Annotated in this window: 13 protein-coding genes; 9 read left to right on the forward strand and 4 right to left on the reverse strand. The window is 71.2% G+C overall.

Going from position 1 to position 13,451, the window contains the following annotated elements:
- The first annotated feature begins 40 nt into the window (after positions 1-40).
- The 5 genes from rpe to AB0H82_RS20990 all read left to right on the forward strand — a co-directional run bounded on the left by rpe (position 41) and on the right by AB0H82_RS20990 (position 4,389).
- A complete protein-coding gene (rpe, locus tag AB0H82_RS20970; RefSeq protein ID WP_362994791.1) occupies positions 41-736 on the forward strand; it encodes a ribulose-phosphate 3-epimerase in 696 nt (231 codons plus the stop codon).
- Positions 737-814: 78 nt separating this feature from the next.
- Positions 815-1,867 (forward strand): sugar-binding domain-containing protein, encoded by a 1,053-nt coding sequence (locus AB0H82_RS20975; protein WP_362994793.1) that lies wholly within the window; start codon positions 815-817, stop codon positions 1,865-1,867.
- 99 nt (positions 1,868-1,966) lie between these two features.
- Positions 1,967-2,356: a ribonuclease domain-containing protein gene (locus tag AB0H82_RS20980; RefSeq protein ID WP_362994795.1), complete on the forward strand. Its 390-nt coding sequence runs from the start codon at positions 1,967-1,969 to the stop codon at positions 2,354-2,356.
- The gene (locus tag AB0H82_RS20985; protein ID WP_362994797.1) at positions 2,356-2,772 is read left to right on the forward strand and encodes a barstar family protein; all 417 of its coding nucleotides are present in this window, start codon (positions 2,356-2,358) and stop codon (positions 2,770-2,772) included. The genes AB0H82_RS20980 and AB0H82_RS20985 overlap by 1 nt, the downstream gene beginning before the upstream one ends.
- A gap of 174 nt (positions 2,773-2,946) precedes the next feature.
- Positions 2,947-4,389 carry a GuaB1 family IMP dehydrogenase-related protein gene (locus tag AB0H82_RS20990; RefSeq protein WP_362994799.1) on the forward strand — a complete coding sequence of 481 codons (1,443 nt, stop codon included), beginning with the start codon at positions 2,947-2,949 and terminating at the stop codon, positions 4,387-4,389.
- 20 nt (positions 4,390-4,409) lie between these two features.
- Here AB0H82_RS20990 and AB0H82_RS20995 read toward each other — a convergent pair whose 3' ends face one another.
- The 3 genes from AB0H82_RS20995 to AB0H82_RS21005 are packed head-to-tail and all read right to left on the reverse strand — an operon-like array spanning position 4,410 to position 7,290.
- Positions 4,410-5,372, reverse strand: a complete 963-nt coding sequence (locus AB0H82_RS20995) for a GDSL-type esterase/lipase family protein (protein WP_362994801.1) — start codon at positions 5,370-5,372, stop codon at positions 4,410-4,412.
- Positions 5,369-6,178, reverse strand: a complete 810-nt coding sequence (locus tag AB0H82_RS21000; RefSeq protein WP_362994803.1) for an SDR family oxidoreductase — start codon at positions 6,176-6,178, stop codon at positions 5,369-5,371. The genes AB0H82_RS20995 and AB0H82_RS21000 overlap by 4 nt, the downstream gene beginning before the upstream one ends.
- Positions 6,175-7,290 carry an LLM class flavin-dependent oxidoreductase gene (locus AB0H82_RS21005; protein ID WP_362994805.1) on the reverse strand — a complete coding sequence of 372 codons (1,116 nt, stop codon included), beginning with the start codon at positions 7,288-7,290 and terminating at the stop codon, positions 6,175-6,177. The genes AB0H82_RS21000 and AB0H82_RS21005 overlap by 4 nt, the downstream gene beginning before the upstream one ends.
- 310 nt (positions 7,291-7,600) lie before the next feature.
- Between AB0H82_RS21005 and AB0H82_RS21010 the strand changes: the two genes are divergently transcribed.
- From AB0H82_RS21010 to AB0H82_RS21025, 4 genes are all read left to right on the forward strand, one after another.
- Positions 7,601-9,070, forward strand: a complete 1,470-nt coding sequence (locus tag AB0H82_RS21010; RefSeq protein ID WP_362994807.1) for an amino acid permease — start codon at positions 7,601-7,603, stop codon at positions 9,068-9,070.
- 10 nt (positions 9,071-9,080) lie between these two features.
- Positions 9,081-9,536, forward strand: a complete 456-nt coding sequence (locus tag AB0H82_RS21015; protein ID WP_268770070.1) for an Lrp/AsnC family transcriptional regulator — start codon at positions 9,081-9,083, stop codon at positions 9,534-9,536.
- A gap of 255 nt (positions 9,537-9,791) precedes the next feature.
- Positions 9,792-10,580 (forward strand): carbon-nitrogen hydrolase family protein, encoded by a 789-nt coding sequence (locus AB0H82_RS21020; RefSeq protein WP_362994954.1) that lies wholly within the window; start codon positions 9,792-9,794, stop codon positions 10,578-10,580.
- An 88-nt stretch (positions 10,581-10,668) separates the two neighbouring features.
- A complete protein-coding gene (locus AB0H82_RS21025) occupies positions 10,669-12,363 on the forward strand; it encodes an NAD(P)/FAD-dependent oxidoreductase (RefSeq protein WP_362994809.1) in 1,695 nt (564 codons plus the stop codon).
- 102 nt (positions 12,364-12,465) lie between these two features.
- Here the strand turns inward: AB0H82_RS21025 and AB0H82_RS21030 are convergent, their stop codons facing one another.
- Positions 12,466-13,395 carry an LLM class F420-dependent oxidoreductase gene (locus AB0H82_RS21030; protein WP_362994811.1) on the reverse strand — a complete coding sequence of 310 codons (930 nt, stop codon included), beginning with the start codon at positions 13,393-13,395 and terminating at the stop codon, positions 12,466-12,468.
- Between the last annotated feature and the right edge of the window lie 56 nt (positions 13,396-13,451).

The following is a 13,451-nucleotide window of genomic DNA, read 5'->3' on the forward strand; positions in this document are numbered from 1 at the left end:
TGCGGTCGGCGACGTGCGCCGGGCATGGCAGGCTTGGGGCATGGCCGTGCAGATCAACCCCAGCATCCTGTCCGCGGACTTCGCCCGTCTTGCCGAGGAGGCGAAGTCCGTTTCAGGCACAGAAGGCGCCGACTGGCTCCATGTCGACGTGATGGACAACCACTTCGTCCCGAACCTGACTCTCGGTGTGCCGGTCGTAGAGTCACTGGCCCGTGCGACGGACACGCCCCTGGACTGCCATCTGATGATCGAGGACCCCGATCGCTGGGCGCCGCAGTACGTCGAGGCGGGCGCCGGATCGGTCACCTTCCACGCCGAGGCCGCCGCCGCGCCGGTCCGGCTCGCCCGCGAGATCCGCGCGAAGGGCGCCCGCGCCTCCATGGCGCTGAAGCCCGCGACGCCGATCGAGCCGTTCGAGGACCTGCTCCCCGAGCTCGACATGCTGCTGATCATGACGGTCGAGCCCGGCTTCGGCGGCCAGGCTTTCCTGGACATCATGCTGCCCAAGATCCGCCGCACCCGTGAGCTCATCGCCAAGCACGGCCTGGAGATGTGGCTGCAGGTCGACGGCGGTGTCTCGGCCGAGACGATCGAGCGCTGCGCCGAGGCCGGCGCCGATGTCTTCGTCGCGGGCTCGGCCGTCTACGGCGCCAAGGATCCCGCGGAAGCGGTACGTTCATTGCGCGCCCAAGCGCAGGCAAAGACCGCGTCAAGCGGCTGGGCGTGCGACCACTGAGCCACGGGAACGTGAACGCAGTCCCTCAGGGCTGATCGACTAGGCCGGATCTGCAAGGATGAACGGCGAACCCAGTTTGTGAACAGCAGTGAGGAGAGCGCCGTGTCGGCCATGTCGGCGGGTCGGTCAGCCATGCGGATGGGACCCGCGGAGCTGGTGCAGGCGGCGGCCATGGCCCGCCGCTTCTACCTTGAGGGCAAGTCCAAGATCCAGATCGCCGAGGAGTTCGGCGTCAGCCGCTTCAAGGTGGCCCGGGTCCTGGAGACCGCCCTTGAGCGGGATCTCGTACGCATCGAGATCAGGGTCCCAGCGGAACTGGACGCCGAGCGCTCGGACGCGCTGCGCGCCCGCTACGGTCTGCGGCACGCGGTCGTCGTGGAGTCCCCGGCGCCGACCGACGAGATCGAGGACTCGCCCGACCCCGAGAACCTCGGCGAGGTCGCGGCGGATCTCCTCGGCGAGCTCGTCAACGAGGGCGACGTCCTCGGTCTCGCCTGGGGCCGCTCCACGATCCACATGGCGGCCGCGCTGGACCAGCTGCCGCCGTGCACGGTCGTGCAGCTGACGGGCGTGTACGACGCCGGGACCGCGGAGCGCGGCTCCGTCGAGGCCGTCCGCCGTGCCGCCCAGGTGTCCGGCGGCGAGGCCCACCCCATCTACGCGCCGATGCTGCTGCCGGACCCCGCCACGGCGGCGGCGCTGCGCAACCAGACCGGTATCGCCCGCGCGTTCGAGTACTTCGACAAGGTCACGGTCGCCTGCGTCTCCATCGGCTCCTGGGAGCCGGGCATCTCCACCGTCCACGACATGCTCAGCGACGAGGAGCGCGCGCACTACGCCTCGCTGGGCGTGGCCGCCGAGATGTCCGCGCACCTGTTTGACGCCGAGGGGCGTCGGGTGGGGCGGGATCTCGGGGAGCGGTGCATCACCGTCGAAGCGGATCGGCTTCGACGGATTCCTGAGGTCGTCGCCATCGCGGGCGGGCAGCGGAAGGCCGCCGCGATCGACGCGGTGCTGCGGTCCGGGCTCGTCACCAGTCTGGTGACGGACACGGCGGCTGCCGATCAGCTGCTCGTGGCGGGTACGCCGCCTCGGCCCGCTCTGAACCGGGCCGACCCGGACGGTAGCTGAGTCCCTGCGGGTCGTGGGGGCTGGTCGCGCAGTTCCCCGCGCCCCTTAAGGGGCGCACTCCGCGCGCCCCTGGCGGGGTGCTGTGGCAGGGTCTGAGCCATGCTGAACCGGTTTGTGCCCCGTGTGCTGGGGCTGGTGCTGGTCTGTCTCGCCGTTCTGGTGAGTGGGTGTTCGGCGGAGGCAGGCAGCGATGTCCCCGCCTGGGCCCGTGGCATGGCCACCGTCCAGGCGGACCGGCTGCCCGCCGAGGCGCGGAAGACGCTGCGGCGCATCGACGACGGGGGTCCCTTCCCGTACGAGAAGGACGGCGCCGTCTTCGGGAACTTCGAGCGGGAGCTGCCGCGGCGGAAACGCGGCTACTACCGCGAGTACACCGTCCGCACGCCCGGCGAGCACGACCGCGGCGCCCGGCGGATCGTCACCGGCGGCGGGGGCGAGATCTACTACACCGACGACCACTACGCGTCCTTCAAGGCGGTGCTGAGGTAATGGCCGACGATGCCGGCAGGAATCCGCTCGCGCCCGTGCTCGACGCGGCGCGCGGCGCGGGCTGGACCACCGCGACGCTCTCCCTGGCGGGGGTGAAGGATAAGGCCGCGTTCATGGAGCGCTGCGCCCGCGGGCTCGGCCTGCCCGACTGGTTCGGGCACAACTGGGACGCCCTCGCCGACTGCCTCACCGACCTGTCGTGGGCGCCCGCCGCGCGGGGGCGGCTGCTCGTCGTCTCCGGCTGGCAGGAGTACGCGCGGGCGGCGCCGGGGGAGTGGCGGATCGCGCAGGAGGTGTTCTCCTCGGCGGTCGAGCACTGGCGGGACGCGGAGACCGGCCTGGAGGTCGTCCTCGCGCTCGGCCCCGCGGCCGGGCCGGCCGTCGGCCCCGCCGCCACGGAGCGTGCCGAGTCCTGAACGGGCTGTTCCGCTTCCCGGGGGTTCTTGGACGATCCGACCACCGCCCGTGCCGCCCGCCTGGGTGATCGTCCCAGGCGGCACAACCTGGTCGGCATGGGAGAATGAAGTACGTGCTTTTCCCTCGGCCTAACTGTCCGGGGGCCACCTCTGATCGACTGGGATGAGCAGCACGTGCGCTTCCTCAATGACATCCAGCCTGCGTACGACCTGACGTACGACGACGTCTTCATGGTCCCGAGGCGCTCCGCCGTCGGCTCCCGCCAGGGCGTGGACCTCACCTCCCCCGACGGCACCGGCACCACGATCCCGCTGGTCGTCGCCAACATGACCGCGATCGCCGGCCGGCGCATGGCCGAGACCGTCGCCCGCCGCGGCGGCCTCGTCGTCATCCCGCAGGACATCCCGATGGAGGTCGTCACCGACGTCATCTCCTGGGTCAAGACGCGCCACCACGTCCTGGACACCCCGATCGTCCTGGCCCCGTCGCAGACCGTCGCGGACGCGCTGGCCCTGCTGCCCAAGCGCGCGCACAACGCCGGCGTCGTCGTCGACGCCGACCAGAAGCCCGTCGGCGTCGTCACCGACACCGACCTGAGCGGCGTCGACCGCTTCACGCAGCTCTCCGAGGTCATGTCCAGGGACCTGCTGCTCCTGGACGCCGACATCGACCCGCGCGACGCGTTCAACAAGCTGGACCACGCCAACCGCCGGTACGCCCCGGCCGTGGACAAGGACGGCCGCCTCGCGGGCATCCTCACCCGCACGGGCGCCCTCCGCGCCACGCTCTACACCCCGGCCGTCGACGCCAAGGGCGGCCTGCGCATCGCCGCCGCCGTCGGCATCAACGGCGACGTGGCGGGCAAGGCCAAGCAGCTCCTCGACGCGGGCGTCGACACGCTCGTCGTCGACACCGCGCACGGCCACCAGGAGTCGATGATCGCCGCGGTGAAGGCCGTGCGCGCGCTCGACCCGCAGGTGCCGATCGTCGCGGGCAACATCGTCGCCGCCGAGGGTGTGCGCGACCTCATCGAGGCCGGCGCCGACATCATCAAGGTGGGTGTCGGTCCCGGCGCCATGTGCACCACGCGCATGATGACCGGCGTCGGCCGCCCGCAGTTCTCCGCGGTGCTCGAATGCGCCGCCGAGGCCAAGAAGTTCGGCAAGCACGTCTGGGCCGACGGCGGTGTCCGCCACCCGCGCGACGTCGCCATGGCGCTCGCCGCCGGTGCCTCGAACGTCATGATCGGCTCCTGGTTCGCGGGGACGTACGAGTCTCCGGGCGACCTCCAGCACGACGCCCAGGGCCGCGCGTACAAGGAGTCCTTCGGCATGGCCTCCGCCCGCGCGGTGCGCAACCGTACGTCCGAGGAGTCGGCGTACGACCGTGCCCGCAAGGCGCTCTTCGAGGAGGGCATCTCGACCTCCCGAATGTTCCTCGACCCGACCCGGCCGGGCGTCGAGGACCTGATCGACTCGATCATCGCGGGCGTCCGCTCCTCCTGCACGTACGCGGGCGCGGCCTCCCTGGAGGAGTTCGCCGAGAAGGCCACCGTCGGCATCCAGAGCGCCGCCGGTTACGCCGAGGGCAAGCCGCTGCACGCCAGCTGGAGCTAGCCACTGCGCGGTGCGCTCCGTCAGGGGCGCACCGCCGCCGCGCGTGTCTTGGCGGCCGCCGCCGTCACCGCCTCGGCGAGCACGCGGTGGCCCGCGTCGCCCGGGTGGACCCCGTCCACCAGGTGCCCGGCGTCCAGCAGCCCGCCGCCCGGCAGCAGTTCGGTGCCCGCGTCCAGGGCCGCCCGCTCCACGGCGGTCCGCAGGTCCCGGAGCGTGGCGCCGAGCGCGTTCGGCACCGCCTCGGCGTCCGGGCGGAGTACGGGGGAGAGGACCAGGACGGGGACGTCCGGGTGGCCCCGGCGCACCAGGTCCAGGAACGCGCGCAGCGTCTCGTACAGCAGCCGCGCCGAATGCGGCACCCGCGACCAGCAGTTGGTGCCGAGGGCGAGGGTGATCAAGTCGGCGTCCAGTGAGGCCAGTTGCTCGGCGGACGCCAGTTCGCCGCGTGCCGCGCCCGCGTAGCCGAGGTTCACCGTCTCCACGCCGAGGGCCCGCCCCGCGAGCGCGGGCCACGCGAGGTGGGGCCGCGAGGCCGACCAGCCCTCCGCGATCGAGTCGCCGTACACGAGCCAGCGCGGCCGGCGGGCGGTGGGCGTCAGGGTGCCGTCCACCGGGTGTATCCCGTGCAGGGCGGGCCGCAGGGTCTCCGGCAGGTGCAGGGTGAACTCACCGTCCGGGGCGGGGAGTTGGATCAGTGCCCGGTGCTCGCCGGGGGAGGCGGGGGTGTCGATGGCCTCCTCGCCGGTGAGGAGCGTGAACAGCGCGGGCGCGGCGCGGTGCGTGTCCGCTCCCTCGGGAGGCGACGCGGTGTACGCGACCTCCACGGCGCTCACTCCGCGCGCCGTGAACTCCAGGCGCACCCCGGCGGGCATGCCCGCACGGTCCCACGTGTCCCCGGGCAGCCGCTCCCAGTCGGCCGGGTCGGCGCGCACCATCCGGCCGTCCTCCGTCCACCAGGGCGCGCCCCGCACGAACTCTCTCACCGCGCGCCGCCGATCGTCGGGTACGGGAACTTCACGCCGACCCCGCCGTCCACGACGAGCGTCTGCCCGGTGACGTACGACGCGAGCGGCGAGGCGAGGAACAGCAGGGCCGAGGCGATGTCCGAGGTCTCGGCGACGCGGCCGAGCGGCGCGTTGCGGGCGTTGCGCTCGCGCCCCTCGTCGCCGACCAGGGCGGCCACCCGCGGAGTCCACACGACGCCGGGCGCCACCGCGTTCACCCGCACCCCGCGCGGGCCGTACTCCACCGCCGCCGTGCGGACCAGGGAGACCAGGCCCGCCTTGGCCGCGCCGTAGGCGGCGTGCAGGGGCGCCGCCGTGAGACCCGACACCGAGGCGACGAAGACCATCGCGCCGCCGCCCCCGTCGGCGAGGGCCTCGCCGCCGTACCGCACGGCCAGCCAGGCGTGCCGCAGGACCATCGAGAAGTGCCAGTCCCACCCCTCGTCGTCCAGGTCGGCCAGGGGCGAGTAGCGGGCCATGCCGACGATGTCGACGAGGCCGCCGACCTGCCCCCACTCCCGGCGCGCGTACGCGAAGAGGTCCCGGACGTCCTCGCGCCGGGTCACGTCGGCGACGTACGGGATGCCGCCCGTCTCGGCGGCCACCGCCTCCGCGCGCCCCTTGTCGACGTCGACGCACAGCACGCGCGCGCCCGCCGCCGTCAGCGCGTGCGCGGTCTGGCGGCCGATGCCGTTGCCCGCGCCGAGCAGGACGATGGCGCGGCTGTCCAGGCGGTGCAGGGCGGCGTAGTCGGGGACGGGGGAGGTGTCCAGGGGCTCCGTCATGCGGGCGTTCCCCTCGGCACGTACGACGCCAGCTCCGGGATGACTTCCTTGCCGAGGATCTCGATGGTCCGCAGGATCTCGCGGTGTTCCAGATAGCCCCACTGGACGTAGCAGATGAGCTGGTCGATGCCGAGGTCGGCGTACCGCTTGGCCTTGCGGACGATGGTCTCCGCGTCGCCGATGAGGATCATGTCCCCGGCGTCGAACTCCTCGACGGGCACGCTGCCCTCGATGATCGGCGTGAGGAACGGGAAGGTCCGCTCGCGTTCCTCGGGGGTCAGGTGCGGCAGCTCCCAGTCCAGCGTGAACTGGGCGAGGTTGCGGTACCACCACGCGACCGAGTCCCAGACGCGCTTCGAGGGCCGGTCCGCCGCGTGTACGAGGGTGTACGCGCTGACGCGGTCCGTGGTGACGTCCGTGATCGGGGACGGGGTGCGCGCCGCCCTCCGGTACGCCGCCACCTGGCGCGCCATCGCCTCCAGCGGCTGCATGATCGAGAAGGAGAGCAGCCCGAGACCGGCCGCGCCCGCCACCTCCGCCGAGCCGGGCGACGTGGCGGCCATCCAGCACGGCGGGTGCGGATCCTGGACCGGCTTCGGGGTGACCATCCGCCGGGGGAAGCTGAAGCGCTCCGACTCGTACGAGAAGTACTCCTCGCGCCACATGCCCGTGACGATCTCGATCGCCTCGCGCCAGTCGGCGCGCGACCGCTCCCTGTCGACGCCGAAGGCCGTCTGCTCCATGGGGGTCGAACGGCCCGTGCCCCACTCCACGCGGCCCTCGGAGAGCACGTCCACCGCGGCAACCTTTTCCGCGATCCGCTGCGGCGGCGTGAAGCCGAAGGGGGTGAGCGTGACGCCGAAGCCGAGGCGGATGCGCTCGGTCAGCGCCGCGAGGTGACCGAGCAGGACCTCCGGCGCGGGGCAGTGCGAGCGGCCCTCGCGGAAGTGGTGCTCGACCGCCCACACGGTGCGGAAGCCCATCCGGTCGGCGAGCCGGATCTGCTCGACGGCCTCGCGGTAGGCACGCTGCTCGGCGGCCCGCTGACCGTGCGGGTGGGGCGCGCCCCACGGTTTCGGTACGTCGATCTCGTACAGGACGTCGAGGTCCATGCCGTGCCTCCGTCTCGGGCGAGAGGCGTGCACGATGCGGCAGATCTGACGAAGTGTCAACAGAGTCAGGACAGGCGTGGCACGCAACGGACGAAACGGACTGCGCAACGAAGAGACGCATATGACGGAAGTGCGCAATGATCAACCGTCGGTACGCAAGGTTGCTGCATTACGGTCGGGAACCGTGGACTCTAGAGTCAGGCCCTGAACGTGGTGTGGCGGGGACTGCCTGCTCGGTGGTTCCCGTCGCCAAGCGCGGCTGCCCCGAGGTCCTCGCCGCCCTGACCGGCAGCGATGAAGGAGCCAGCGCGTGCTCGACCAAGGCGCACCCCCGCAGAACCGCCCAAGCACCCCGGGCACCCCCGGCCTCGGCAGCCGGCTCATGCGCCGCAAGCCGGTCGAAGCCCTGGTCGAGGAGGGTGGCCAGGGTGAGGGAGGCTCGCTCAGGCGCTCCCTCGGCATGTGGCAGCTGACCATGATCAGCATCGGTGCCACGCTCGGCACCGGCATCTTCGTCGTCCTCGGCGAGAGCGTCCCGAAGGCCGGCCCCGCCGTCACGATCTCGTTCGTGATCGCCGGCCTCACCGCCCTCTTCTCGGCCCTCTCGTACGCCGAGCTGGCGGGCTCCATCCCGGTTGCCGGCTCCTCCTACTCGTACGCGTACGCAACGATGGGCGAACTCATCGCCTGGGTGTGCGGCTGGTGCCTGGTCCTGGAGTACGGCGTGTCCGTGGCCGCCGTCGCGGTCGGCTGGGGCGAATACCTCAACGAACTCCTCGACGGCACGATCGGCGTCACCATCCCCGACGCGCTCTCCGCGGCGCCCGGCGAGGTCGACGGCGCGATCATCAACCTGCCCGGCCTGATCGTCGTGCTGCTCGCCATGGTCTTCCTGCTCGGCGGCGCCAAGGAGTCGGCGACGGCCAACACGATCATGGTCATCGTGAAGATCGCCGCGCTCGTGCTCTTCTGCACCATCGGCTTCATGGGCTTCAAGTCCGGCAACTACTCCGACTTCATGCCGCTCGGCACGGCCGGCGTCAGCGCCGCCGCCGCGAGCCTCTTCTTCTCGTACATCGGGTTCGACGCCGCCTCCACCGCAGGTGAGGAGGCCAAGAACCCGCAGCGCGACCTGCCCCGCGCGATCATGCTGTCCCTGGTCATTGTCACCGCGCTCTACGTCCTCGTCGCCGCCGTCGCCGTCGGCGCCTGGAACTGGAAGGACTTCGAGGGCTCCGAGGCCACGCTCGCCGCGATCATGAACGACGTCAGCGGGCAGAACATGTGGGGCACGATCCTCGCCGCGGGCGCCGTCATCTCCATCGCGTCCGTCGTGCTCACCGTGCTGTACGGCCAGACCCGCGTGCTCTTCGCCATGTCCCGCGACGGCCTCGTCCCCAAGGCGTTCGGCAAGGTCAGCAAGAAGACGGGCACCCCCCGCGTGAACACGGTCATCGTGTCGCTCTTCTGCGGCGCGCTCGCCTCCGTCATCCCGCTCGGCAAGCTCGTCGATGCCACCAGCATCGGCACGCTCTTCGCCTTCGGCCTGGTCAACATCGCCGTGATCGTGCTGCGCCGGACCCGCCCCGACATGCCGCGCACCTTCCGGGTGCCGCTCGGCTGGCTCTTCCCTGTGCTCGGCTTCGGCTTCTGCGCGTACAACATGTTCAGCCTCGACTCCGTCACCTGGACGGTCTTCGGTGTCTGGATGGCCGTCGGCCTCGTGTTCTACTTCCTGTACGGCATGAGCCGCTCCCGATTGGCCACAGCAGAGAAGTGATCCACCCCCCGTGCGACTGAACGATCTCGACGAACGCATCGTGCACGCCCTCGCCGAGGACGCCCGCCGTTCCTACGCCGACATCGGCCAGCTGGTCGGACTCTCCGCGCCCGCCGTGAAGCGGCGCGTGGACCGGCTGCGGGCCACGGGCGCCATCACCGGGTTCACCGTGCGGGTGGACCCGGCGGCGCTCGGCTGGGAGACCGAGGGGTTCATCGAGATCTACTGTCGCCGGAACACCTCGCCGGAGGCGATCCAGCGGGGGCTTGAGCGGTATCCGGAGATTTCGTCCGCGTCCACCGTCACGGGGGACGCGGACGCGATCGTTCAGGTCTTCGCGGCTGATATGCGGCACTTCGAGCGGGTGCTGGAGCGGATCGCGGGGGAGCCGTTTGTGGAGCGGACGAAGTCCGTGCTCGTGCTTTCGCCGCTTATGCGGAGGTTTTCTTCGGGGTCTCCGGCTTAGTTCTCTGGGTGCGGGTGTGTGGTGGGTTTTGCGCAGTTCCCCGCGCCCCTGAATCGTTCCCCGGCTCGGATCTTCGGCTGCGGGCCTCGTACCCCCGTGAGAAGCGCAATGAATCGTCGTTCCGAGGGGTTTATGCGCAACAGATCGTGCAGCTGAGCGCAACGGTCTGAGCTTGTCCGGGGGTGGTTGACGACCGTACCGTCTTATCGGTCCCGCCTTCCCCTTCGTACCCTTTGAGGTTCCGCCATGCCTGCGCTGCGCACCGCCCTGCTCCAGAGCTCCGGGCAGCTTGGATCCGTCGCCGAGAACCTCGCGGTCCTGGACGAGGCGGCGGGCCGCGCCGCCGCGGCGGGTGCCGGGCTGCTCATCGCGCCGGAGCTGTTCCTCACGGGGTACGCGATCGGTGACGACATCGCCCGGCTCGCCGAGCCCGTCGACGGGGAGTCCGCCAAGGCCGTCGCCGAGATCGCGGCGCGCCACGAGCTCGGCGTCGCCTACGGGTATCCGGAGCGCGAGGGCGATGTCGTCTTCAACTCCGTCCAGCTGGCCGGCCCGGACGGGGTCCGCCTCGCGAACTACCGCAAGACCCATCTCTTCGGCGGCTTCGAGCGCGACGCCTTCACCCCCGGTGAACAGACCGTCGTGCAGGCCGAGTTGGGCGGCATCCGGATCGGGCTGATGATCTGCTACGACGTGGAGTTCCCGGAGAACGTCCGCGCGCACGCGGTCGCAGGCACCGACCTCCTCGTCGTCCCCACCGCCCAGATGCACCCCTTCCAGTTCGTCGCCGAGTCCGTCGTGCCGGTGCGTGCCTTCGAGAACCAGATGTACGTCGCGTACGTCAACCGGGTCGGGGCCGAGGGAGAGTTCGAGTTCGTCGGTCTTTCCACGCTGGCCGGGCCCGACGGTGTGGCGCGGGCCCGCGCGGGCCGCGGCGAGGAGCTGGTCCTCGGTGACGTCGACCCGGAGTTCCTGAGCGCCTCCCGTGCGACCAACCCCTACCTGCGCGACCGGCGGCCCGGCCTGTACGCCTCCCTCGTCTGACCCCCGCGAGTCCGACCGCCCGCGAGCCCGAGTCCCGGCCCGCGCCCCCTCACCTGTCTTTCAGTTCCGTGCAAGGAGTCCGTACCCCATGACGTCCACGGTGCCCACCGCCATCCAGCACACCGACGCGCAGCCGCCGATCACCATGTTCGGTCCGGACTTCCCCTACGCCTACGACGACTTCCTCGCCCACCCGGCGGGCCTCGGCCAGATACCCGCGACCGAGCACGGCACCGAGGTCGCCGTCATCGGCGGCGGCCTCTCCGGCATCGTCGCCGCGTACGAGCTGATGAAGATGGGCCTCAAGCCCGTCGTCTACGAGGCCGACCAGATCGGCGGCCGGCTGCGGACCGTGGGCTTCGAGGGCTGTGACGGCGACCTCACCGCCGAGATGGGCGCGATGCGGTTCCCGCCGTCCTCCACGGCGCTCCAGCACTACATCGACCTCGTCGGTCTGAAGACGCGGGCGTTCCCCAACCCGCTCGCCGAGTCGACGCCCTCCACGGTCGTCGACCTCAAGGGCGAGTCGCACTACGCCGAGACCGTGGAGGACCTGCCGCAGGTCTACCGCGACGTGGCGAAGGCCTGGGCCGACTGCCTGGAGGAGGGCGCGGACTTCTCCGACATGAACCGCGCCCTGCGCGAGCGCGACGTGCCGAAGATCCGTGAGATCTGGTCGAAGCTCGTCGAGAAGCTCGACAACCAGACCTTCTACGGCTTCCTCTGCGACTCCGAGGCCTTCAAGTCCTTCCGGCACCGCGAGATCTTCGGCCAGGTCGGCTTCGGCACGGGCGGCTGGGACACCGACTTCCCGAACTCCATCCTGGAGATCCTGCGCGTCGTCTACACCGAGGCCGACGACCACCACCGCGGCATCGTCGGCGGCAGCCAGCAGCTGCCGCTGCGCCTGTGGGAGCGCGAGCCGCAGAAGATCGTGCACTGGGAGCCCGGTACGTCCCTGAAGTCGCTGCACGAGGGCGGCGAGCCCAAGCCCGCCGTGACCCGGCTCAACCGCACCGCCGGCAACCGGGTCACCGTCACGGACGCCTCCGGTGACATCCGCACCTACCAGGCGGCGATCTTCACCGCCCAGTCGTGGATGCTGCTCTCGAAGATCGAGTGCGACGACTCGCTCTTCCCCATCGACCACTGGACGGCGATGGAGCGCACCCACTACATGGAGTCCTCGAAGCTCTTCGTGCCCGTCGACCGGCCGTTCTGGCTGGACAAGGACGAGGAGACGGGGCGCGACGTGATGTCCATGACCCTCACCGACCGCATGACGCGCGGTACATATCTGCTCGACGACGGGCCGGACAAGCCCGCCGTCATCTGCCTCTCCTACACCTGGTGCGACGACAGCCTGAAGTGGCTGCCGCTGTCGGCGAACGAGCGCATGGAGGTCATGCTCAAGTCGCTCGGCGAGATCTACCCGAAGGTCGACATCCGGAAGCACATCATCGGCAACCCGGTGACCGTGTCCTGGGAGAACGAGCCCTACTTCATGGGCGCGTTCAAGGCGAACCTGCCGGGTCACTACCGCTACCAGCGGCGGCTGTTCACGCACTTCATGCAGGAGTCGCTGCCCGAGGACAAGCGGGGCATCTTCCTCGCAGGCGACGACATCTCGTGGACGGCCGGCTGGGCCGAGGGGGCGATTCAGACCGCGCTCAACGCGGTGTGGGGCGTGATGCACCACTTCGGCGGGGCCACGGATGCGACCAACCCCGGGCCGGGGGATGTTTACGACGAGATTGCGCCCGTCGAGCTGCCTGAGGACTGACGGCGCCGTTTTGGGTGGGGTGCGGGGGCATGTGCTGGTCCGTTGTGGCTGGTCGCGCAGTTCCCCGCGCCCCTAGGGCCGCGCCCCTGCGGGGCGCCTGCCCTATACCCCCGCCGCCCTCGCCGCCTCGTACACCTGCGCCGCCAGGTCCTTGAGTTCCTGTGCGTCCCGCGCCGAGCCGCCGAGGTCGATCAGGATCTCGTCCACGCCCACCGCGGCGTGCGCGGCGAGGTCCTCGACGATCTGCTCGACGTTGCCGCGGAACGGGGCGCGGTCGGGGCCGTCGTACGCCTTGCGTGTGTAGCGCGTGTTGGCCCGCAGCACGCTCTGGACCGGTCGCTCGCGGCCCCGCTCGGCGGCCGCTTCGCGCACCGTGGCCCACTGCTCGGCGAGTGCGTCGGCGCCCGTCGCCACCGGCATCCAGCCATCGGCGCGGTCCACCAGCCTGCGCAGCGCGCGCGGGCTGTTGGCGGGCAGCAGGATCGGGATCGGCCGGGCGGGCTTGGGGCCCACCACGGACGGCGCGATGGTGGTCAGCTCCCCTTCGTACGCCACCGGGTCCGGGCCCCACACCGCGTGACAGACGTCGATCAGCTCGTCCAGGACCTTGCCGCGCCGCTCGAAGGGGGCGACCGAGGCGGCCGCGTACTCGTCGTGGGACCAGCCCGTGCCGAGACCCGCGACGACCCGGCCGCCGCTCGCCGCGTCCAACGAGGCCAGCGCGCGGGCGAGTTGGAACGGGATGTGCAGCGGGGCGACGAGCACGCTGGTGCCGAGGCGGGCGCGCTCCGTGGCCGCGGCGGCGAGCGTCAGGGTGATCAGGGGATCGGCGACCGAGCGGTACGTGTCGGGCCAGGGGCGGCCCGGGATGCCGTAAAGGCCCTGGGTGGCGGGCTCGGGGTAGAGGACGCGCTCGTAGACCCAGAGGCTTTCGTAGCCGATGTCCTCGGCGGCCCGGGCGACCGCGGGGACGTCACGCCCGATGGTGTACTGCCGGCCCTGCGGAAGACTCAGTCCGAGTCGCGTCGCCATTCCGGTGCTCCTTCACGTCGGGGTCCGTCGATGCAACGCCAGTCGATGCAACGCCA

It is taken from the genome of Streptomyces sp. NPDC050732 (assembly GCF_040654255.1).
GTDB lineage: Bacteria > Actinomycetota > Actinomycetes > Streptomycetales > Streptomycetaceae > Streptomyces.